This is a genomic window from Micromonospora sp. DT48 (genome assembly GCF_049844495.1).
GTDB lineage: Bacteria > Actinomycetota > Actinomycetes > Mycobacteriales > Micromonosporaceae > Micromonospora.
Genome location: NZ_JBNCLE010000015.1, coordinates 76,757 through 98,595, shown reverse-complemented (window position 1 = coordinate 98,595; position 21,839 = coordinate 76,757). Strand labels below are relative to the sequence as shown.

Annotated in this window: 17 protein-coding genes, 1 tRNA gene and 1 pseudogene; 7 read left to right on the top strand and 12 right to left on the bottom strand. The window is 68.2% G+C overall.

Annotated elements, in window-relative coordinates; translation table 11 throughout:
- Window positions 1-771: 771 nt before the first annotated feature.
- From ACLQ2S_RS19365 to ACLQ2S_RS19345, 5 genes are all read left to right on the top strand, one after another.
- Window positions 772-2,925, top strand: a complete 2,154-nt coding sequence (locus ACLQ2S_RS19365; protein ID WP_425702246.1) for a N,N-dimethylformamidase beta subunit family domain-containing protein — start codon at window positions 772-774, stop codon at window positions 2,923-2,925.
- A 230-nt stretch (window positions 2,926-3,155) separates the two neighbouring features.
- Complete coding sequence (locus ACLQ2S_RS19360) at window positions 3,156-3,425, top strand: metal-sensitive transcriptional regulator (protein WP_309222628.1); 270 nt, start codon at window positions 3,156-3,158, stop codon at window positions 3,423-3,425.
- Window positions 3,426-3,601: 176 nt separating this feature from the next.
- The gene (locus ACLQ2S_RS19355) at window positions 3,602-5,014 is read left to right on the top strand and encodes a rhodanese-like domain-containing protein (protein WP_425702245.1); all 1,413 of its coding nucleotides are present in this window, start codon (window positions 3,602-3,604) and stop codon (window positions 5,012-5,014) included.
- 90 nt (window positions 5,015-5,104) lie between these two features.
- Window positions 5,105-5,710 (top strand): rhodanese-like domain-containing protein, encoded by a 606-nt coding sequence (locus ACLQ2S_RS19350; RefSeq protein WP_425702244.1) that lies wholly within the window; start codon window positions 5,105-5,107, stop codon window positions 5,708-5,710.
- Window positions 5,707-6,609 carry a sulfite exporter TauE/SafE family protein gene (locus ACLQ2S_RS19345; protein WP_425702243.1) on the top strand — a complete coding sequence of 301 codons (903 nt, stop codon included), beginning with the start codon at window positions 5,707-5,709 and terminating at the stop codon, window positions 6,607-6,609. The genes ACLQ2S_RS19350 and ACLQ2S_RS19345 overlap by 4 nt, the downstream gene beginning before the upstream one ends.
- A 123-nt stretch (window positions 6,610-6,732) precedes the next feature.
- On the opposite strand, the gene ACLQ2S_RS19340 is transcribed toward ACLQ2S_RS19345, so the two are convergent.
- The 9 genes and pseudogenes from ACLQ2S_RS19340 to tsaD form a co-directional block, all read right to left on the bottom strand.
- Window positions 6,733-7,440: a DUF4304 domain-containing protein gene (locus ACLQ2S_RS19340; protein ID WP_425702242.1), complete on the bottom strand. Its 708-nt coding sequence runs from the start codon at window positions 7,438-7,440 to the stop codon at window positions 6,733-6,735.
- Between the two features lie 334 nt (window positions 7,441-7,774).
- Window positions 7,775-7,906: transfer RNA gene (locus tag ACLQ2S_RS19335), tRNA-Ala, on the bottom strand.
- Between the two features lie 232 nt (window positions 7,907-8,138).
- Window positions 8,139-9,347, bottom strand: a complete 1,209-nt coding sequence (locus tag ACLQ2S_RS19330; protein WP_341719173.1) for a Wadjet anti-phage system protein JetD domain-containing protein — start codon at window positions 9,345-9,347, stop codon at window positions 8,139-8,141.
- A 1-nt stretch (window position 9,348) separates the two neighbouring features.
- Window positions 9,349-12,735 (bottom strand): ATP-binding protein, encoded by a 3,387-nt coding sequence (locus tag ACLQ2S_RS19325; RefSeq protein ID WP_425702241.1) that lies wholly within the window; start codon window positions 12,733-12,735, stop codon window positions 9,349-9,351.
- Window positions 12,732-13,343, bottom strand: a complete 612-nt coding sequence (locus ACLQ2S_RS19320) for a DUF4194 domain-containing protein (RefSeq protein ID WP_425702240.1) — start codon at window positions 13,341-13,343, stop codon at window positions 12,732-12,734. Before ACLQ2S_RS19320 ends, ACLQ2S_RS19325 begins: the two co-directional genes overlap by 4 nt.
- 1 nt (window position 13,344) lies before the next feature.
- On the bottom strand, window positions 13,345-14,802 hold the full coding sequence (locus ACLQ2S_RS19315; RefSeq protein WP_341719170.1) for a DUF3375 domain-containing protein: 1,458 nt from the start codon (window positions 14,800-14,802) through the stop codon (window positions 13,345-13,347).
- Window positions 14,803-14,859: 57 nt separating this feature from the next.
- On the bottom strand, window positions 14,860-15,699 hold the full coding sequence (locus ACLQ2S_RS19310) for a nucleotidyl transferase AbiEii/AbiGii toxin family protein (RefSeq protein WP_341719169.1): 840 nt from the start codon (window positions 15,697-15,699) through the stop codon (window positions 14,860-14,862).
- A 119-nt stretch (window positions 15,700-15,818) separates the two neighbouring features.
- On the bottom strand, window positions 15,819-16,391 hold the full coding sequence (locus tag ACLQ2S_RS19305) for a type IV toxin-antitoxin system AbiEi family antitoxin domain-containing protein (RefSeq protein WP_341719168.1): 573 nt from the start codon (window positions 16,389-16,391) through the stop codon (window positions 15,819-15,821).
- A gap of 314 nt (window positions 16,392-16,705) precedes the next feature.
- Window positions 16,706-17,707, bottom strand: a pseudogene (tsaD, locus tag ACLQ2S_RS19300) (tRNA (adenosine(37)-N6)-threonylcarbamoyltransferase complex transferase subunit TsaD); the annotation flags it as partial.
- 56 nt (window positions 17,708-17,763) lie between these two features.
- Here tsaD and ACLQ2S_RS19295 point away from each other — a divergent pair.
- Entirely contained in the window at window positions 17,764-18,378 is a 615-nt protein-coding gene (locus ACLQ2S_RS19295; protein WP_341719167.1) for a superoxide dismutase, read from the top strand.
- A 5-nt stretch (window positions 18,379-18,383) separates the two neighbouring features.
- Window positions 18,384-18,644, top strand: a complete 261-nt coding sequence (locus tag ACLQ2S_RS19290) for a superoxide dismutase (RefSeq protein WP_341719166.1) — start codon at window positions 18,384-18,386, stop codon at window positions 18,642-18,644.
- Between the two features lie 83 nt (window positions 18,645-18,727).
- Here ACLQ2S_RS19290 and ACLQ2S_RS19285 read toward each other — a convergent pair whose 3' ends face one another.
- Genes ACLQ2S_RS19285 through ACLQ2S_RS19275 form a run of 3 tightly spaced genes read right to left on the bottom strand, consistent with a single transcriptional unit; the run spans window position 18,728 to window position 21,782 of the window.
- On the bottom strand, window positions 18,728-19,885 hold the full coding sequence (locus tag ACLQ2S_RS19285; protein ID WP_341719165.1) for an acyl-CoA dehydrogenase family protein: 1,158 nt from the start codon (window positions 19,883-19,885) through the stop codon (window positions 18,728-18,730).
- On the bottom strand, window positions 19,882-21,063 hold the full coding sequence (locus ACLQ2S_RS19280) for an MFS transporter (RefSeq protein WP_341719164.1): 1,182 nt from the start codon (window positions 21,061-21,063) through the stop codon (window positions 19,882-19,884). Before ACLQ2S_RS19280 ends, ACLQ2S_RS19285 begins: the two co-directional genes overlap by 4 nt.
- Window positions 21,060-21,782, bottom strand: coding sequence for a class I SAM-dependent methyltransferase (locus tag ACLQ2S_RS19275; RefSeq protein ID WP_341719163.1), 723 nt, complete (start codon window positions 21,780-21,782; stop codon window positions 21,060-21,062). Before ACLQ2S_RS19275 ends, ACLQ2S_RS19280 begins: the two co-directional genes overlap by 4 nt.
- Window positions 21,783-21,839: the final 57 nt, after the last annotated feature.

The window sequence follows — 21,839 nt, the reverse complement described above, 5'->3', positions numbered from 1 at the left end:
ACAATGTTTCAGCCATGGCTGGACGCGAATGTCCAGGCCAGACGGCCTACACCCGGGTAGGTCCATTCGAGACCAGCAATGTTTCGGAGAGTAGCCACCTCGTCACGACAGGACCGAGTGTGGCCTCCACCTGCGATACAGCACGGTTTCCGACCAATCGGGCATTCGGTGCCGCGCGCGAAGACTACCCGCCCCCACTAAGCGAAAAATCGGCGATAGTGGCATTTGACAGTGATTAATCGGGATACTCAGACACCCCGTGGTCACACCCCGACAACGCAGCAATTCACTCAGTGAGCGCTACGACGAAAGCCCCCGCAGCCCTACTTTGAGAAGTTCCGTTGGATGCTCAGTGATATTGCCCGAATGCCGGAGATACCTGTACGTGATTTCCGCGATACCGACAGCAAGGTTTCGGGTCGACTACCGCCCCCGCACCGAGAAGGTTGCCACTTCCGCCCTGTCGCATATATCGGGGACAACACAAAGACGAAAGACTACTCGGCGCAATGCACTAATCGCTTTCCGTGATAAATCGGTGGACAATGTCCAATAAAATCGCGATAACGAGCGGCCTTTGGTCACCCATCGCTTTGGTCGGCCGGCACCGCATCAGCGGCGCGACCACCATCGCCGCGCCATCGTCGACCAGGAGACCCCATGCCAACAGATGCGCGACAGGCAGCGCTTACCACCGGGTGGAAGGTGCGCCTCGGTGACCCGAGCGGACATCGGGCGCCCGCACACCGTCCCGTACGGATCTCCGGTCTCATGGGCTACGTCGATCCGCTCGGCGTACGCCCGGGAGAGACGCTGCGGGTGCATCTCTCCGCTCCGGCGGCGCACGAGATCGCCGTGGGCCGCCTGGGACGCGACGCGTTGTTGCTACCCGAGCCGGACGACGCGGCCGACCGGGCCGAGGTGACCTGGCTGGGACGTGCCGCGTCGACCTCGGCCAACCGGCACGACGTGCACCCCGGCTCGTACGGTGTCGCCGCGAACAGCCCCACCGAGCGCCCCTCGACCATCTCCGCCTGGGTCCGGGTGTGGCACCTGCCCGCCACCGTGGAGACGTCCAGTTGGGCGGCGGTCGTCAGCGACCTGGACTACCCCGACCGGTGCGGCTGGGCGATCGGCGTCGACGCTGACGGGCATCCGGGCTGCTACGTCGGCGACGGCGGGCACCACGACCGGGTGAACTGGACGTTCGCCGACTCGTCCCTGCTGAGCCGGCTCGGGGAGTGGGTCCACCTCGCCTGCACCATCGACGGCGACCGGGTGCGGCTGTGGGTCGACGGCACCGTCGCGGCCGAAGGTGCAGCGGCGGTGGGCACCTCGACGGGCGGCACACTACGCGTCGCCGCCGCCGCACAGAGCGGCCTCGTCGACCATCTGCTGGACGGCGACGTGAGCAGCGTGGCTCTCTTCTCCCGCACGCTGACCCGGCACGAGGTGGTCACGCTCACCGAGGACCGGGCGATGTCGCCGACCGTGCCGGTGGCCACGGACGCGCTGCTGGCCCACTGGCCGCTACGGGAACGGTCGGGCACGACCGCGGTGGACGTCAGCGGCAACGACCGGCACCTGACCCTGGTCAACACCCCCACGCTGAACATCCCGGGTCCGCCCGCCTCCCGAGCCATCGGCCAACCGGGCTACGACCCGGACACCGACCCGACCCGGGGCGGCTGTGTCCGCTTCTCCTCCGACGACCTCGTCGACTGCGGATGGCCCGCGGCGGCCGAGATCGTGGTGCCGCAGGACGCGGACAGCGGGACCTACCACGTACGGGTGACCCTGGTCGGTGCCGACGACGATCCGCTGGAGTTGCCTTTCGTCGTGGTGCGCCCGCAACCCCGTCGGCCGCGCTCCGTCGCGCTGTTGTACGCCACCTTCACCTGGGCCGCTTACGCGCGGCGCTCCGTCGACGGGGTCAACATCCCGGGCCTCATGTCCTCCGCCTACACCCGCAACATCAGCGGCCGGCTGTTCTTCAACCTGGGATTGAGGATGCCACTGCCACGGGTGCAGCCCTTCGTGCACCGCAGCCACCTGCGCGACGCCACCGTCCACCAGCACCTGGTCCGACCGGAGCGGCACGCGGAGTCCTGGTTGGCGCGCGAGGGCTACGCCTACGAGTGCGTCACCGACGCGGAACTCGACGCCGACCCCGGCCTGCTGGAGCGCTTCGCCGCCCTGATGATCGTGGGCCACAACGAGTACTGGACGCAGGACATGCGGGACAATGTCGAGGCGTACCTGCGCGGCGGCGGCAACGTGGTGTGCCTCAGCGGCAACACCGCCTTCTGGCGCGTCAGTTACGACCGGCAGACGAAGGTCATCGAAACCCGCAAGACGACGCACCCCGGCGAGGGAACCGGGGTGGCCTGGCTGCCGCCGGACGAGTGGGGTGAGCGCTGGCACACCGACGGCCGTCCCGGCGGCAAGTGGTCCCACCTCGGGCAGCCGCCGAGCGAGCTGCTGGGTCTGGAGACGCTGGGCTGGATCGACAGCGGGGACCGGACCGCGTTCGCACCGTTCACGGTCACCGCACCCGATCACTTCCTGTTCCACGAACCGCAGCTGGTGCCAACCGAGCCCGGAAACCTGATCGGGACCAGGTCACACGACGGCCCGGCCGTGAGCGGCTACGAGGTCGACGGCCTACCCGAGGTGCAGGGCATGCCGACACCGGGCCCCGAAGGACTGACCGTCCTCGCGCACGCCGACCACGGCCCCCGCTTCGTCGCGCACTGGGGAGCCGACCCCGGTCACGGCGCCGACCTCATCTACTGGGAACGCCGGACGGGCGGTCGGGTGTTCAACGCCGGCTCCACGAACTACCCGGGCGCCCTCGCGATCGACGCGGGCCTACAGGCACTGACCCGCAACGTCCTGCACCACATGGGCGTCAGTCGTCAGTGACGGCGAGCTGGGGAAGCTCCGTACCTGCGCGAGCCGTGCTCGGCGAGCTGGATCGCCGAGTCCTCGACAAAGCCGTCGAACGACGACTGCGCGGACAACAGCGTCCCCTTCCCCAGCGGCCACGCGTTGCAACCGCGGCTTCGAGGGCGGAAGCGCCCGCCTCGGTCGCCCCGGACGGCAGTGGACGACCCCATACCCCTGGGGGTATGTTCGGAGACGGAGGTGGACAGGTGAAGTTGCGACCCGAGATGACGGCTGACGCGCTGACCCGGCTCAAGCGGGCCCGCGGCCAGTTGAACGCCGTGATCGAGATGATCGAGACCGGGCAGGACTGCCGCGAGACGCTGACCCAGCTGGCCGCCGTGTCGAAGGCGGTGGACCGCGCCGGCTACAAGCTGATCGCCTCGGGCATGCGCCACTGCAACCTCGCCCGGGAGCGGGGCGAGCAGCCCGAAATGACCGAGGAGGAGCTGGAGAAGCTGTTCCTCGCCCTGTCCTGACCCCGGAGCGCATCGTCGTCGAGCCGAGACGAGAAGGCGCCGCCCCACCAGGAGCCGACCGTTCCCGGCGTGACCGCGCCGGGAACGGGTAGTCCGCACGTGCCCGTCAGCCCGAGCGGACGTCCGCTCTCCGCATACCCCCCCGGGTATACACCAGACAGACAAGGAGAATGACCGTGACCGTCCAGGTGTCCGTCATCGCGACCTCGTCGCTCGGCGACCGCAGCTATCTCGCGGACGACGGCGAGGTGGCCGTCGTGGTCGACCCGCAGCGGGACATCGACCGGATCCTGTACCTCGCCGGCGAGAAGGGCGTCCGGATCACCCACGTGGCCGAGACGCACATCCACAACGACTACGTCTCCGGCGGGCTGGAACTGGCCCGACTCACCGGTGCCGAATACCTGGTGGCGGCCGCCGACGAGGTCGACTTCGACCGGGTGGCGGTCACCGACGGAGACACAGTTCCCGTCTCCGACTCCCTTCGCCTGCGGGTCGTCGCGACGCCAGGGCACACCTTCCACCACCTGTCGTACATCCTCGACGAGGCCACCGACGGCGGCTGGTACCCGGCCGGCGTCTTCACCGGCGGCTCACTGCTGTTCGGCACCACCGGTCGGACCGACCTGCTCGGCAAGCAGCACGCCCACGACCTCGCCCACCACCAGCACGCCTCGGCCAAGCGGCTGGCGGACCTGCTGCCCGACGGCGCCGAGGTGTGGCCCACCCACGGGTTCGGCAGCTTCTGCTCGGCCAGCCAGTCCGACGCGCCCGAGTCGACCATCGGACGGGAGAAGCAAATCAACCCGGTGCTGCGGCTGGCCACCGACGACTTCGTGACCGAGACGCTGGCCGGCCTCGACGCCTACCCGGCGTACTACGCCCACATGGGCGTGGCAAACGCCGCCGGACCCGCGCCGGTCGACCTCACCCCGGTGAGCCGCGCCGACGCCGCCGAACTGCGGCAGCGCATCGCCGCTGGGCAGTGGGTCGTCGACCTGCGACACCGCAAGGCGTACGCGGCCTCGCACCTGGCCGGCACCGTCAGCCTCGGCCTCGACGGACCGATGTCCACCTGGCTCGGCTGGCTCGTCGACTGGGGGGTGCCGATCACCCTGCTGGCCGAGACGCCCGCGCAGGTCGCCGACGCCCAGCGCGAGCTGGTACGCATCGGCATCGACCGACCCGCCGCCCAAGCCACCGGCGAGGCCGGGCAGTGGGCGACCGACCGCAGGCAACTGCGCGAGCTGCGGATGGCCGACTTCTCCGCGCTGGCCGCCGCCCGAGCCGGGGCCACCCCCGCCGGGCTGCCCGCCCCGGACGTCGTCCTCGACGTGCGGATGACCAACGAGTGGACCGCCGGCCACCTCGACGGCGCGGTACACATCCCGCTACCCGACCTGCCGAAGCGCCTCGCCGACGTGCCCGCCGGCACGGTCTGGGTGCACTGTGGCTCCGGCTACCGGGCCACCGCCGCCGCCTCGCTGCTGGCGAACGCCGGCCGCGACGTCGTCGCAATCGACGACCGGTTCGACAAGGCCGAAGCAGCCGGCGTCGCCATGGTCGAACCGGCTTCCGACCGTCCCTGAGCGCCCACCGGTCGCCGACCGGACCGCGCCTCACCGGAGAGCGGCCGGTCCCCGAACCCGTCCCCACCGGTAATCCTGAACGAGGAGAACATGACCACCTCCGAGACCTCCCGCCCCGCCACCCTCGACGCCGCCACCCTGCGGGAGCTGATCGACTCCGGTCGCGCCCCGCGCCTGCTGGACGTACGCACCCCGGCGGAGTTCGAGACCTCGCACATTCCCGGTGCCTACAACGTGCCGCTCGACCTGCTCAGGGAGCACCGCGAGGAACTGCGCAACCACCTCGACGAGGACGTGGTGCTGATCTGCCGCTCTGGCGCCCGCGCTACGCAGGCCGAGCAGGCGCTCGCCGGAGCCGGGCTACCCAACCTCAAGATCCTCAACGGTGGCATGCTGGCCTGGCAGGGCGCCAACGCCCCGATCAAGCAGGGCACCCCACGCTGGGACCTGGAGCGGCAGGTCCGCCTGGTCGCCGGCTCGATCGTGCTGGTCAGCATCCTGGCCTCGGTGTTCGTACCCGGGCTGAAGTGGGTCGCCGCGTTCATCGGCACCGGCCTCACCTTCGCCGCGCTCACCAACACCTGCGCGATGGGGATGCTGCTCAGCAGGCTCCCGTACAACCGGGGCGCCGGCTGCGACCTGGACACCATCGTCGGCCAACTGCGCGACGGCTCGCCCACCGGACGGCCGGCGTGACCGGCAGCCTCGCGCTGACCCTCGGGCTGGCCGTCCTCATCGGGATCAGCCTCGGCCTGCTCGGCGGCGGCGGCTCGATCCTCGCCGTACCACTGCTGGTCTACGTCGCCGACCTACCGGCGAAGGAAGCGATCGCCACCTCGCTGCTGGTCGTCGGCGTGACCAGCGCCGTCGGTGCGCTGCCCTACGCTCGGGCCGGCCGGATCCGCTGGCGCACCGGCCTGATCTTCGGCGTCGCCGGTATGACCGGCGCGTACGTCGGCGGCCGACTCGCCGCGTTCGTCCCGGCAGCGGTCCTGCTCACCGGCTTCGCGCTGATGATGCTCGCCACGGCGGCCGCGATGATCCGGGGCCGCCGCGACGTTCCCGCCGCACCCACGTCCCCCGAACTCCCGCTGCTGCGCGTCGTGCTGGACGGCACCGTTGTCGGCCTGGTCACCGGGCTCGTCGGAGCCGGTGGCGGCTTCCTGGTGGTGCCCGCACTCGCCCTGCTCGGCGGCCTGCCCATGCCCGTGGCTGTCGGCACCTCGCTGGTGGTCATCGCGATGAAGTCCATCGCCGGCCTGGCCGGCTACCTGCCCAGCGTCAGCATCGACTGGAGCCTCGCGGCCGCGGTGACCACCGCTGCCGTCGTCGGCAGCCTCGTCGGCGGCCGGTTCGCCGGGCGCGTCGCCGAGGCCGTACTCCGCACTGCGTTCGGCTGGTTCGTCGTCGTCATGGGCGTATTCGTGCTGGTCCAGCAACTAGCCGGGGGCCGGGCCGCCGGAATCGCGGTGGCTGGCCTAGCCGGCACGATCGTGGCGGTGGGTGCGCTCGCGGCGGGCTGCCGGGGCGGGCGCCGCTGGACACCCCCGCCGGTCTGCCGCGCGCTGCACGCGGCCGCCGCAGCGAGAGGCTGACGCCGGGAGGAGCAGGGGACGGCGCGTAGATCAGGCAGCCCGGCGAGCGCTTCGGGTCAACGCGGGCCTACAGGTACTGACCCGCACACCACATGGACGTCAGTCGGAAGTGAAACCGGGCAGTCAAGCTGAGCAAGCTCGGCCGGTGGCATAGCTCCACACCATGCGGACCGGCACCGAGTCATGGGTACGGGCCGGTCTGTCCACGAACAACAGACGTTCCAACTCGTCGATGCAACCCTCCCCAGCCAGTATCCAGGCGCGGGTCAGCCAGGTGCCCGGACCGAGAATGTCCGGGGTCTGGTTCAGCACGACGTCCCGGTCGAGCAGCGACAGAAGCTGCGGCATCAGGTCGCCCAATTGTTGTCGTACCCGCGCGGAAACCTGGGCTGCGGATTCCTCGTCGGCGATACGCCACTGGTCGTCGCCCGACAGCCCGGAGGAACGAAGCCGCCGACGCCACCCGCCGTCGTAATGGCGGGGCAGCTCCGAAGCTGGCCGCCCGGTTCGCTGCCGATTCCATTCCCACTCCGGCGCCAGCACCAGGCCGATGTTGATGTAAAAGGCCTTCTCCCGCCGGCTGGAGTGGTCGGACAACTGAACCTCGACGATGAGCACGTCCCCTCGTGGCGAAGACCGACGGAAGACACGCCCATCCTCTCCGCGCTCGAAGCCGTGCCCGGCGAGTTGGGTCGCCAAGTCCTCGACAAAGCTGTTCAACGACGACTGCGCGGACAACAGTGGCCCCAGGGTGTAGTTGGCAGCAGAACCTTGATCGGTGATGATGCCATGCGCGGGTGCGGCCCTTCCCGGGATCCAGGGCCCCGGCACCCGACTCGACACCTTTGCCCGTGTCGCACCAATCAACCTCTATGCGTCGCTGAGATCACCTCAGTGAGCCCAACCGCAGAGGACTCTGGCTTTGCCGGAATGCGTCCAGCGGCGAGGCGACCAAGACGCAAGGCTACCCGGCAGCTCGACCTCAGGCATGCACAAACGTGGTCGAGGGGCTACGAAACTCCCTCGCCCCGTGGTCACAGAGAACCTTCGTCTGTGCCTCCCGTGGTCACACGCGACGACTGCGAAGACCACGGTAACGGATCTCTGTGATCACGGCGGTAACCACAGAGATCATCGCCGCACTTCTATATCACCAGTTCAATCCTGGTGGAGCCGAGGGGACTCGAACCCCTGACCCCCACACTGCCAGTATGGTAACAATTCCGTCACGCCATGCCGCAGGATGCCGACAGGTGCCTTGAGCAGGAAATACCCCTCCCAGGTAACTGACGTCTCCTGCCGCTGGATATGGCGATGATGGTCATTTAATCTTGGACGGTGACCACCGATGTGACCACGATCAGTGTGGGAGGCTCCGTGCTGCCCCATCCAGGCCGTTGCCGAACGGCCGTTGGCAATAGACCGGCTTCGCGATTGCCAACGGCAGCGAGCAGTTCACCGCGCTCGCCAGTTACGGCGATCCGACCAGCTGGCTCAGCAGGACCGGCGTGACCGCCGCAGAACTAAGTTCAACTATCGACCTGGCAATCTCCTCGACGGAGTGCCCGCTCGACCATGCCGAACCGGATGCGTTCCTGCTCCAGACGTAGCGCCGGGGCGTACCGTCCGGTAAGCAGGTCGGCGTAGAGATCGGCCTCGTCCGGGTGTAGATGGGGCAGCTCAGCCCGGATCGGACTCGGCTCCCGGCCCCAGTGGTCGCGATGGGCGAGCAGCGTCGCCCGGTCCATCAGGATCGACCGGGCGTGCGGAAAGTTCTGGCGGAGCCGGTCCAGGATGGCGAAGCCGTGCGTGTCCATGTCGCCCCAGTAGATAAGCTCACGGGATTTTAGCCAGTTCAGCGGCGCTAGCCCGGACAGCGCGTACCCGCCGCCAAGGACCGCGACGGCATCGTCCACCTGTGGCAGCGCCAGATAGGTGATCTCATTTTCCACCACGATGACCCGCGACGCCTCGGCCGGAGTCGCCGCCAGCTCCTCCACCCGTACCGTCACCTCCCGGTACGGCCCGGGCGTCGGCGGCCTTCGTCCCAGCGCCCGCAGCCGGACGTACATCGGCTTCGTTCGGAAGCGGTATCGCTGCGCGAACCGGCTCGGCGTGTGTGCCTGGTCGATCCGGCTCGGCTCAAGCTGACAGTCGAGCAGTCCGGCGAGCACTCCACGGTGCTGCTCGATGAACTTGGTGTCGACGCCCGGCACATCGATGTGACGCAGATACGTCTCCGGCTGCCCGTGGCGGTAGATCCAGAGCACTGTGTCGACCAGCCTGCTCCAGCGCTCCGCCTGCCCGAGCACCTGCATGGGATGGGCCACCACCCAGTTCAGTAATGCCGGTGCGCTCGCCTGAGTGACCTCCAGCAGTCGTTCATACGTCGCCACCTGTGCACCGACGCGCAGCAGTGCCCAGAGTTGCGGTGCAGTGTCGATCACCGCTCGGGCGGGCACACGGTTGGTCCCGATCACTCGGCCGCCGACCGTACGGTACTCAAGCCGTACGAGATCCCCGTTGGCCTCTTTCCATTGCCCGATCCAGTCCTGAGCCGGACCGAACTGGCCCGCGATTTCGGCTGCGGTCGGAGCGCGCAGCGGCACCACGATCGGCTCCCACGGCGTGCCCCGTCCCAGCGCGGTGAGAAACTCCCCCGCCTCCCACCGACGACGCAGCCGCTCGACCAGATCGTCGGGCCCGGTCCACCGTGGAATCCGCCCGGCAGTGCCCATGTCAGACCTCCGACGCGGGCGACGCGTTCGATTCGTGTGCCTGCCGCCGCTCGTAGTACTCCTCGATGGTCAGGCTCTGCAGCCGCGAGTAGTTGCCGTTCGGGTTGTCCACGAATCCGACTGCCGCCACGTACGGCTCGATGACGTGGATCTTCTGCAGCGGGGTCACGATCAGCAGTTGCAGGCCGATGCGCTGGAACAGGGCGAGCGCGAATCGGGTCGACGTCTCGGAGCCGCGCCCGAACGCCTCGTCGATCACCACGAACCGGAACGTGTTCGCGTCACTGGCCAGAGAGTCGAGCTTGAACTGGTAGGCCAGTGACGCGGCCAGGATGGTGTAGGCCAGCTTCTCTTTCTGCCCGCCGGACTTGCCGCCCGAGTCGGTGTACGTCTCGTGTTCGGCGTCGTCCTCCCGCCACCGCTCGGAAGCGGAGAAGACGAACCAGTTACGCACGTCGGTGACCCGCCGTGCCCAGGTCCGGTCGACGTCGGTGAAGCCTTCCCGGCCCTGGAACCGCTCGATGATCCGCTTGACCTGGAGAAACTTCTGTTCCGAGTACTGGTCCGAATCGTCGCCGCCGAGTGAGTTGTCGGTGCAGGCCCGTAGGTCGCCGATGAAGTCTCGAATCTCCACGTTCGGCGACGGATTGCCGTCCAGCCGAATGTACCGGCCCGGGTTGTAGTCGATGCCGACCAGCGACTGGTTGATCGTCGCGATCCGCTCTCGGATCAGCGCCGTCTGCTTGTTCAGCTGCGAGTGGAAGCTCGCGATGTCCCGGATCGTGTTCGTGTTCAGGTAGTTCTTGAACTCCGCCTCGAACCGGGGCAGGTCATCGCGGATCAGTCGGTCCCGCATCACCCGGTACTCCCCCGCGGACTGGATGGAGTTGTCCAGCTCGGCGGCCTCCAACGGGTAACGGCGCCGAAAGTCCGCCATCCGGCCGACCGCTCGGTTACTCGCCGCGGCCTGCCGGCGGGCAGCCTCGTCCCGCTCCAACCGGAGTTGGGCCTCGATCTCGTCGCGGAGCCGGTCGTAGCCGGCCGGCTCCGCAGGCACCGTGTCACCTGCGCGCTTGCCCAACGTGTCAAAACACTCCAGCGCCGCGCCGTACCCAGGCTCGTCCAGCAGCCGCCGCGTGTCCCGCAACCCCTGCTCGGCCCGGTCGACCTGTCCCCGCACCTGGCCGATCCGGCTCTGCCTGGTGTCCCGCTCGTCGCCGAGTTCAGTGAGCTCCACAGTGACCCGTTCCAGCTCGGCGGTGAGCCGGGCGAGTTCCCCCGAGGACGCCTCCAGCTGCCGCTTCTCCGAGCGCAGCCGTTCGATGCGTTGCACTGCCGCTGCCCAGTCCAGCTCGGTGAAGTCGGTGAACTCGACAAGTTTGCTCAGCGTGCCGTGGCGTCCGGTCAGCCGATTCAGCTGTTTGATGAGCCCATCCCGGTCAGCGGTGGCCCGAATCTGCCGTTCGGCAAGTAGCTGTGCCTTTGCCAGCAGAGCGTCGATCTTCTGTTCGACGCTCCAGCCGAGCACGTAGCCGCTGCGGTCGTCGATGCGGGACCGGTCATCTTTCTCGTGCCGGCCACCGACATCCTTGACCTGGCCAGTCCGGGTCAGCGCCCGGTCGACCCGGCGGAATTCGGCGAGCGAGTCTACGCACTGGTAGCGGGCACGTCGGCGTAATTCCCGTTCCAGCCAGGGCCGCAGCGGTGACTCAGGATGCAGCTCCAGTTTGGCGAAGAGGGTCTGTCGCTCGTCGTAGCTGGGTTCGGGCTGGCGGGGCAGGGTCGCGGGCACCCGGTAGTAGACCAGCCGTCCGCCGAGGTGCCGCCGGTCCACCCAGTCCGCGACGGCCGAGTAGTGCGCGTCTGGCACCAGCAGGGACAGCGCAAATCCACGCAGTACCCGTTCGGCGGCTCCCTCCCAGTCAGATTCCTCGGGACGTACCTGGATCAACTCACCGGCGAACGGCAGCGTGACCTCGGGCAGGTTCAGCTCGGCGCAGATCCGGGCCCGGAGTTCGAGACTGCGACGGGGGATGTTGCTCCGCCGTTCCCGCAGGCTGCGCAGCTCGGCATTGATCTCCTGCTCCTGACCCGCGAGCTCCCGCACCGCGACTGCGGCCTCGGTCAGCTCGTTCTGCCGGTCGGCGCGGTCCTGGCCGCATCGGGCCAGCTCGTCGGCGACTTCCCCCCGGCGGTCGGTGAACTGCGGCAGCGCCTCGACGGGTGCCAGTCCCGCCTCGGCGAGCAACCCAGCGTACCGATCAAAACGCCGCCGCCGCTCCTCCCGCGCTGTCTCGGTCTCGCTGACCTGTCGCTCCAACTCGGCGACCCGGTCACCGCCATGCCCCGCGCGCTCCAATGTCAGCCGGTCCCGTCGCTGCCCCAGCTCAGCAATCCGCCCTTTCACGCCCGCCAACGCGGCCTGCTCTGCCGCCAACGCCGAGCTGTGTGTGGTGACCTCGGCCCGAAACAGTTCCGCCTTACCCCGCGCGCAGAAGTACGGCAAAGCCGAGCGCTGGGCGTCCAAGGACGCGATCTGGGCCGCATGGCCGTCGTACGCGTCGCACGCATCCAGGAGGGGTTGCAGCTCAGCGAGCTGCTCGCGGGCCTTCACCACAGCCTCGTGTGCACGGGTCAGGTCGTCGAAGTGCGCGACCAGCCGGCGAATCCAGTCCGCAGCGTCGAACGGCTCCAGCATGTGGTTACGGACGAAGTCGTTGAGATCGCCGACCGCCTTTATCGACACCGTCTGGTGGAACAGGTCCATCGCCTGGTCCGAGGCGATACCGAGACGCCGCCGGAAGTCCTTGCCGTACTCCGGGAAGTGGTCGTAGATCTTGGCACCGGACTGTCTCAGCCGCTTCCTGAGCTGGGCGACCTCACTGCCGAAATCGACGAAGTCGGTGCCGACCGTGAGCTCCTCGCCGGCGGTCACGAAGAACCGCTCCGGCTGCCCGGAGTTGCCGTCCCGGGTCCAAAAGACCTGTCCGAGCGTGACGGTGGCGCCGGTCGCCGCGTTGCCGAAAACCCCGAGCAGCACCGAGTAGCTGCTGCCGCCACGCAACCCGACCGGCCTGGACGTCCCGGTCGCCTCGTTCCGCTCCGACTTGTAGTAACCCAGCACGTATGAGCGCAGCGACCGTTCCCGAGTTTCGGCACCGGCAGCCCGGTTGTAAGAGATTTTGTGGGCTGGGAGCAGCAGCGTGGTGATGGCATCAACCACTGTCGACTTTCCGGAACCTATGTCGCCGGTCAGTAGCGCGGTGGCGCCGTCCAGCCGAAAGGTCCAGACCCGGCCGTCGAAGGTACCCCAGTTGCGAAGTTCCAGCCGCAGCAGCCGGAATCCCGGCGCTGTCGCGACGGCACCGGTCTGGCCATGATCGGTCACTGTGGCCCCGCCGTGGTTCCGGACAGCTCGGCTGCATACTCGGCGAGCCGGGTGTCCAAGTCAGCCAACCATTGCCCGTCGACGAAGGCCTTGATGATCCGCCGCACCTCGTAGCTCGCTTCCCCGTCGTCGAGCCGGCGGAGGAACCCCAGCTCGACCACCTTGTGGAGATGGGTGTCGATCTGGTCGACCAGCCGGGCTTCGCCGATCGTCGTCGGCATGAAGGTCGTGAGCAGGTCGATCACCTGCTGGCGGGTAAGCACCAGCCGGGTGTCACTGTTGTTCGCGTCGAACTCGGCGAGTTTCTTGCGCAGGAGCGCCAGCAGCAGGCTGACGTGGAACGACAGCGACCGACGCGGGATCAGCCGGGGCACGGCGGGCCCGTCCAGGTCGGAATCGTCCGGTCGAGAGCGCAAAAAGGCATATCCCTCAGCCTCATCGATCGCCACGGTCAGCCCCATCACCGCGACGTAGTCGCGTACCTGTGTCTGCAGCTGCGTCAGGTGCAGCCACGGAACCGGGTGGGCGTCCCGGTAGACAACGCCCTTCATCAGGTGCGTGACGGCGATCGAGAGGTTGGGCTCGGCAGGCCGGGACGTTCGAGACACTTTATTCGCCTCCGGGGAGGGATCTGCGCACGAAAGCCACCGCAGGCAGGATCGCTTCCCGCTGCCGGCCGTCTGCGTCGTGCCAGCGTACGTGCTCCTGCCGCCGCTCATCGAAGACCAACTCGAACGTCAGGTCCTTGTCCAGCGACAGATAGGTGACAAGTTCCGCCAGCCCCTGCTCCAGGGGATGCTCGGCCAGCAGCTCGGGCAACGAAACCTGCGTGCCGCCGCTGAGCGCTGCCCGGACGGCCTCCCGCAGCCGCGTTGGATCGACGTGTACCTGCTCGAAAAGGGCCGAGACATCGACCTCCGGCGGGGCCGCGTCGGCGTCGGAACCGCTGTCCAGCACCTGCTTCGCCCTGATCTGGTACAGCGGTCGCTCCATCGGCAGGACGACATGGGGAGCCACGCCGTCGATCTCGTACCGCAGGTCACCCGTCGTGTGGTCGCGCAGCGCAAGGGCATGAATCTCCACGCTACGCAGGATGTCCATCACCCGTCGGTTCTCCAGCCAGACCTGGTCGTCGAGAAACCGTCGTAGCTGTTCGGAGAGCAGCCGGACGGTGGCCTGGGTACGCTCCGCCGCGTCCAGCCAGTCGTAGTGGATGCCCCGCATCCGCGGGTCCGGTTCACCGATCGCCGCCAACGACTGCACCCGAGCCAACAGGTCGCTGAACTCCTGCTGACGCCGGGGTGACAGGAGGAAATCGTAGAAGGCGTGGAAACTTCGGCCCTGGTCGGACTCCGCGATGTCGTTACGGTTCCCCACCACCTCGTCCAGGAGCTCACCCTTCGACCCGTCCCAGGTGGCGATCCGCTCCCGCAGTTCCCGATCGAGGGTGCGAAAGTTCGCCTCCACCTCCCGGAAGTCGCCAAGCAGCCCTCGGGCGGTCGCCACGAACTGCTGGTACCGGTCGCGTTGCGCCGACGGATCGAGCAGGTCGACCTCGCCAGCGGAGACCCGGGCGATCTCGGCGTCCAACTCCGCGCGTCGTTGCCGCAGCTCCGCCAGCCGGACCTCCGGATCGGTCTCGGCACCGAACGCCATCTGCCGCAGCAACTCCAGCGCGATGTTCAGCCGCGATTCGGTGCCTACGAAGGAGCGAGCGCGCAGCGACTGCACCCAAGCAAGCGCGCGCTCCACCGCTGGCGTAGCGTCGAAGTGCACCTGGTCCGATCCGGGCGGGTAGTACTTGCGCAGCCAGCCCACGTCGGGCTGTGCCCACTCGTCCAGGTACGCCTTTGCCGTACGCGGATACGTACCCTCCCCGAACCGCTCGTTGAGCGCGAAGAGCTCGTCCTCCAACCGCCCGGCCAACTCGAATGCGGAGATCGAGCGGATGTTCTCCTCGACGAAAACCCGCCCCAGGAACGACAACACCAGGGCGGCGTGGTCTGCCCGGAGCAGGCGCCAAGCGGGACTGTTTCGACGAAGCCAGTCAAGGCCGTCGAAATCCACTCTGCCCGCCCCTGCCCACTCCGCGCCCAGTGACCGCCCAGATGTTACGGAATTCTGTTACCGAGTGCTATCCACCGACCACGCCAGATCGATCTCCGGTTGGCCGTCGTCAGGACTGTGCTGCGCGATGCGGTTGATGAGCAGCTGGACCGCCGCGGCGGCCCGGTGCACATCGGCTGGTACGTAGTCTTCGAGGCCCTCGGCTGCCGCCGGGTATAGCTCCACCCAGACCGCGGGCACCTGCAGCACCGGCGGCCACGAATGACGTGCGCGTGCCGCGAATATCTGCGCGCACGCTTCCCTTACTGCGGGGAGTTGTTCATCGTCGACGAGTGGTTCCATCAGCAGTAGATCCACCAGGTCACGGGCGCGCGTGTTTACCACACCGGGTGTTAACGGATCGGTGCAAGCGTGGATCTTCTGGGCGATCTGGAAGCGGATTGACAGGCAGGGAACCGGTGCGGCGGGCTCGAACCCGAGGCCGTCAAGCGGCGGCGCACTAACTTCTTCGTACTCGGCCGCCGCGCCTGCTTCAGCGGCGCTGATTTCGACGGGGACGGTGGCGAATGCTTTGCCGCGGAAGCTGAGCTTGACCTCGAAACGGCGGGGCTTGACGGTCAGGCCGGGGATGTCCACCTCGGCACGGCGGGTGACACGACCGGTGAAGCCAGCCCATGGGATCTTGACGGCCTCGTCCGCGAGGGACATGAAGTCATCGAGGTCACCGCGCACGACTGCATCAAGATCCTTGGAGGTACGCGACGCGGACAGCCCGAGACGAAACTCGAGCGCAGTTCCACCTTTGACCAGCAGTGGTGGGCCGCTGATCGGCTGCTCGACCCGAGAGAGCATTTCGGTGACAACCAGGGCGCTGAGCTGTCGCTGAACCCGCCCCACAAGCGTTCCCTGACTCCGGGCAAAGTTGCGTAGTCGGTCTTGCAGGGAGCGCAGGTTGGTCGGTGGTGATGCGGCACGACGAGCTGCGGGGACCGGGCTGCCAACAGGGGTATGACTTTTCACCGGCCGTTTCCTCGGTGCAGCTTTGCGGCCAACTGGCGTCGAAGCTGCCTTGCCTGCGCCACAGTAAGCAGCCCTTCTCGGCGTGCGGTGGCGATTGCCTGGGTCAGCATCTGAGGATCGATCCCGGAGGCAATGCCGTCACCAACGGCCCGCTCGGCAGTGACGACGGGAATGCCGTCAACCGCGGTCACCTCGCCCGGATCGAGCTTACGTCGCCACACTCGGTACAACTCGCCACCGGTTCGCCGGGGCGTGTACGTCGGGGGAACAGTGAGGTGCAGCCGCGATGGGTTGATATCACACAGCTGATGCAGAGCCAGCGCGGAGCCATGCGAAATGATCCCGCGCCCCTCGGCCCACAGGACCGCTTCGGCGTACTCGTCATGCTCGTCCCGAGGAAGGAACGGGACGCGGTACAACCCTCGGCCAACTTTCTCCAAGCGCCCCCGGGCGGCCATCTTGCGCAGGTTGGCGCCATCGATGCCCCGCGCGGTGGCGTCCCGTGTGCGCACGTAACCATGCTGATCGACAGCCACGTCGACGAGCTCTTCCAGCAGCGAGCGAGTCATGCGCACTAGCGTACCGCAGCGGTACGCTAGTGCGCACAGGCTCTGGTCATGTTCATGCGCAGAATCGTACCCATGAGGCACGCTTCTGTGCACAGAGCGACGCGACCGGACACCGGCCCACCCGCAGCGCTCTGAGCGATCACGTCGAGTAGAACCAGTCCCGCCACACCTAGCCCGCGATGGAGCCCATGGCGCTCCTGAGACTGGGCCCGACAGCAGCAGACCAGCCAATTCCGCGGACGCGTAGCGCTTCGTCCCGCTATGGGATGTCTGATCCGAATCGGCCACCGCCGAGATCCTCACCCATCTGGGCGTCAGCGTGGGCCGTGCAGCAACGCGCCGTGCAGAACGGCGGAGGGGTCGGCGCCGAGGTCGAGTCGGTCGGGTGTGATGTCGGCGCGGATGAGGAGGTCGCCGGTGGCGGCGATCATGGCGCCGTTGTCGGTGCAGAGGTGTGGTGACGGTACGCGCAGCCGCACTCCGGCGGCGGCACAGCGACGTTCGGCGAGGTGCCGTACCCGGCTGTTTGCGGCGACGCCGCCGACGAGCAGCAGGGTGTCGGCCTGGTGGTCGCGGCACGCCGCCAGCGCCTTGCGGGTGACGGTGTCCGCCACCGCCTCCTGGAACGACGCGGCAACATCGGCCACCGACACGGCCTGGTCTCCGTGTTTCTCGATCCAGCGGGCGACGGCGGTTTTGAGGCCGGAGAAGGAGGACTGGTAGGGCGGGTCGTGGGGGCCGGTCATCGGTCGAGGAAAGGCGATGGCGGTGGGGTTGCCGTCACCGGCGATGTGGTCGATCGCGGGTCCGCCGGGGTAGGGCAGGCCGAGGAGGCGGGCGACTTTGTCGAAGGCTTCTCCGGCGGCGTCGTCGACGGTGTCGCCGAGGTGGACGACGGGGTCTCGGGCGAGGTCGCCGATGAGGAGGAGTGAGGTGTGTCCGCCGGAGACGATGAGGGCGACGCAGCGGTCAGGGAGTGGGCCGTGTTCGAGGGTGTTGACGGCGGCGTGGCCGGCGAGGTGGTGCACGCCGTAGAGGGGTACGCCGAGGCTGAGGGCGTAGGCCTTGCCGGCGGCGAGGCCGACCTGGACTGCGGTGGCGAGGCCGGGCCCGGCGGTGGTGGCGACGGCCTCGATGTCGGCGAAGCCGATTCCGGCGCGGTCGAGGGCGTGGCGGACCATGGGGGTGATGGCGTGTAGGTGGGCGCGGGCCGCGATCTCGGGGACGACGCCGCCGAAGCGGGCGTGTTCGTCCATGCTGGTGGCGAGGGCGTCGCCGAGCAGGACACCGTCGGCGACGATGCCGTCGACAGTTTCTGTTGCAAGATAGTGGCAAGAGCATCAACATGGCAGCAACACCCTGAGGAGTTCTGATGGCGGTCTACACCCTGCCCGACATGCCCTACGACTACGGCGCTCTGGAGCCGGTGATGTCCGGCCAGATTCTGGAGTTGCATCACAGCAAGCACCACGCCGCGTACGTCAAGGGCGCCAACGATGGTCTGGAGCAGCTCGCCGAGGCCCGCGCCAAGGGTGATTTCTCGACCCTGGTCGGCCTGGAGAAGACGTACGCGTTCAACCTCTCCGGTCACGTGCTGCACACGATCTTCTGGGGCAACCTATCCCCGGACGGTGGTGACCGTCCCGATGGCGAGCTGGCCGCCGCGATCGACGAGCACTTCGGCTCGTTCGACGCGTTCGCCGGGCAACTCTCCGCCGCGACCAAGGGCGTGCAGGGCTCCGGCTGGGGCGTGCTGGCCTGGGAGCCGCTGGGGCAGCGGCTGATCGTGGAGCAGGTGTACGACCACCACGGCAACGTGGGGCAGGGCTCCACCCCGCTGCTGGTCTTCGACGCCTGGGAGCACGCCTACTACCTGCAGTACAAGAACGTCCGGCCGGACTACGTCGACAAGCTGTGGAACCTGGTCAACTGGTCGGACGTGATCGGCCGCTTCGACGCCGCCCGCGCCGCCACGCCAAAGATCTGATCGGCGTGACCGGACCCACCCCGGCAGGGGCGGAACTGGTCCAACGCGCCGCCGGGGTCATCGCGGCCAAGCATCGCGGTGACCTCTGCGGCGCCGAGGAACTCCTCGCCGCGTTCGGCTCCGAACAGGCCAAGACCCTCGGCTTCTACCTCCTGGCCGACCTGAGCCTCGGACTGCTCCGCGCGCAGAGCGGCCAGTCCATGGACGACCTCGTACGGGAACTGTCCCTACTCGTCGCCGCCACCGCCACACCGCCCGACAGCTGACGGCGGTGGTCATCCGGTCGGTGCCGTCGGCACCAGCAGACATGCCGGCGGCACCGACCGGAACACGAGCCCCCAGACCCCAGTCAGCTGTATGCCGTCATGGGTGGGTACCGGCCGGTGAGGAGGAAGGTGCCGAGTTCCCGGGCCTTGTATGCGACGGGGTCGTGCAGGGTGAGCGTGCGGGCGTCGCGCCAGAACCGGTCGAGGCCGGTCGTACGGGCCGTTGCACGGGCGCCGGTGAACTCGAAGATCCGGCTGGTCGCCTCGGTCGCCAGCCGGCTGGACACGACCTTCGCGGCAGAGACGGTCAGCGCCGCCCGGCCACGTTCGGTCGGGGTCAGGGCGAGACCCCGGGTGTCGGCCTCGGCGAGGGCGCGGGTCGCGTCGTCGGCCAGAAGGCGGGCCGCGTCCAGTGTCGCGGCGAGTTCCCCGTAACCTGCGAGCACGTGCGGGTCGTCGACGGCCCGCTCCAGCCCGCTCGCGGGCCAGGGGCGCGAATGCGTCCGCGTGTACCTGGCGGCCTCGTCGAGCGCGCCGTTCGCGACGCCGACGAGGACCTGCGTGAGTACCGCCTGGAAGGCCAGCGATACGAGGGACAGGCGTAGGCGGCCCGGGTTGGATGCCTCTTCGTCGGCCGGGAACGTGCCCAGCACGTCGCCTCGGGTGACCCGGACGTTGTCGAAGGCGATGCTTCCGCTCGCCGTCGAGCGTTGGCCCAGGTTGTCCCAGTCTGGTGGGTGCGAGATTCCGCCGCCGGTACCAGGCGTGACGACGACCAGGCGTGCCGTGTGGTCGTCGCGGATCGCGCTGACGAGCAGGCGGTCCGCGACCGCGCAGCCGGTGGCGAACGCGCCCCGACCGGACACGGTGACCGCGTCGCCGGTCAGGGCGGCCGTGATGGTGTCGCGCTGGTTGCTGACGGCGGCCACGAATACCCGGCCGGTGGCGGCCTCCTGGCGCAGCGAGGTCGCCAGCTCGGCGTTGTCGTAGAGCGAGGCTCGCCACAGATGGAGGTAGTGATAGCCGAGGAGGTGACCGATCGAGGCGTCGGTCGCCGCCACGATCCGGGTGACGGCGTGGGTGGTCGGGTGGTCGTCGGGGTCGAGGGCGAGCAGGCCGCTGTCGCGGAGCAGCTCGATCTCGGCCTGCGGCGGTCGGTTGGCGTGGTCCCGCTCCACGGCGTCCGCGCGGAGCCTCTCGGCGATAGCATGGGCGGTGGTGATCGCGTCTGCCGGGTTCATGACACACCTGCCGGTTCGAGTGTGGGGCGACGGAGCATGCGGTCTGCGAGGAGCACGATCGGCGGCAGGAGCAGGCATTGCGCGGCGATGGCCAGCCAGAATCCGGGAAGGTTTCCAATGGACTCGAACAGGTGGTAGAGGCCACCGCCCGCGAGACCGCTGAGGAACGCGCCGGCGCCTTCGGCGAGCCGCTGCTGGCCGAAGACGACCGTGGGAGATCGCTGCGTACGGGCGAGCGCTTCAAGGACGTTCTTGAGGAAGATCACCGAGTTGCCCGCGCCGATAGCGAGGATTCCGGCGGCGATCGCGATCTCGTTCCCGACGGTGAAGGCGAGCATGCCGACGGCCTGGCCGCCGAAGCCGAGGGCCATCGCGTGCGGGTATCGCATCCGCTCGACCCATGTGGAGATCAGCGGCTGGATCACGGCCAGGATCAGCGAATAGGCCATCATGGCCGACCCGTAGAACACGGCCGGCACCCGGCCCTGCGCGTACGACGACAGGTACTGGTAGAAGTGCATGTGCAGGTAGAGGGTCAGGGCGGTCACGGCGAACGGCAGCACCGCCGTGCCGTTCAACGCTCGGCGCAGCGGCTCGACCGCCTCCTGCTTGTCGCCCCGCTCCGTGGGCAGGTAGGCGTGCCCGATCGTCATTGCCACGTGCAGCGCGGTGGCGACGGCGAACATCGCGGCCGGGTCGTGGATGAACAGCGCGCCCGCCACCGGCCCGAGCGCGATGCCGACGTTGCCCGTGGCGTAGCTCGCCGACACCAGCCGTGGCCGCTCGTCCGGGGTCGCGCCGAGCACCGTATAGCCTCGAACGCTGGGCGAGTAGACCGCCGAGGCCGCCGATCGCAGGAACAGCGCGGCGATCGTCAGCGCTGGCCAGGCGCCGCCGACGAGAAAGCCCAGCGAGCCGAGTGTTTGCAGCACCATCGCGACCAGCAGGCACCGTTGCAGGCCGAGTCGCTCGGCGAGGGCCGCGCCCGGCAGCCCGCCGGCGAACTGAAGGAACGTCGCGAGCCCCAGGATGAGACCCACCTGGTCCATGCCCAGACTCATCCGGTCGCGGAGCAGAACCGCCAGGTACGGGTACACCGAAAAGTTGATCAGGTTGACGAAAAACCCGCTTCCGAGCAGCGCGAGTTGCACCCGGGTGAACCAGCGAATGCCTGTCACGCCTTGGTTCCCCGGACGATCAGTCGGGTGGCTGCGCCGTCGTACGGTCCGCCGTCGAAGTTGCCGAAGCACTGGACCTTCTCGAACCCGGCCTGGATGAACATGTCTTTCAGTTCGGCGGCGCTGTAGACCCAGCAGGTGAGCGAGGTGTGCTCGGCGTTGTTCCCGCGGACCAGCGTCCAGTCGGTGCGATAGCGGGTCCAGTCGTCGAGGATCGTGTCGCGCATGACCACCATGCCGCCGGGCACGTCGACGATCTTCGGTGGCCCGACCCAGGAGGCGTAGATCTCCTTGCTCAACAGATCCACGATCAACACCCCACCGGACACCAGGGAGCGGTACGCGTTGCGCAAGACCTGGACGTTGTCGTCGTGCTCGTCGAAATACCCGAACGACGTGTACATGTTCACCACGACGTCGAACGCGTCCGGTGACACGTACTCACGCACGTCCGCGCGCACGAACGACGCCTCGGCCTCGGCCTCGGCTCGTTCGAATAGCTCACGATGGATGTCGACGCCGGTCACTCGGTAGCCCTGGCGGGCCAGCGGTGCCGAGAAGAAGCCGACACCGCAGCACTGGTCGAGTACGCGGCTTCTCGGCGGGAATGCCAGCAGCGGCGAGGTGGCCACCAGGTCGGCGGCCTGTCGCGCCCGCTCGGCGGAGAAGAGCACGTCCGAGAAGCCGGACCACAGGGACAGATCCTCGTACCAGCTCACCGTGACCTCCCGTCCTGCGGTGTCCCGCGTCCTGTCAACATGTCGCATCGATGACCG

Bases quoted from the DNA above. Each gene is read 5' to 3' on its own strand.
- ACLQ2S_RS19365 (WP_425702246.1), top strand. From the start codon at position 772: ATGGGCTACGTCGATCCGCTCGGCGTACGCCCGGGAGAGACGCTGCGG.
- ACLQ2S_RS19330 (WP_341719173.1), bottom strand. From the start codon at position 9,347: ATGGGCACTGCCGGGCGGATTCCACGGTGGACCGGGCCCGACGATCTG.
- ACLQ2S_RS19295 (WP_341719167.1), top strand. From the start codon at position 17,764: ATGGCGGTCTACACCCTGCCCGACATGCCCTACGACTACGGCGCTCTG.
- ACLQ2S_RS19350 (WP_425702244.1), top strand. From the start codon at position 5,105: ATGACCACCTCCGAGACCTCCCGCCCCGCCACCCTCGACGCCGCCACC.
- ACLQ2S_RS19305 (WP_341719168.1), bottom strand. From the start codon at position 16,391: ATGACTCGCTCGCTGCTGGAAGAGCTCGTCGACGTGGCTGTCGATCAG.
- ACLQ2S_RS19285 (WP_341719165.1), bottom strand. From the start codon at position 19,885: ATGAACCCGGCAGACGCGATCACCACCGCCCATGCTATCGCCGAGAGG.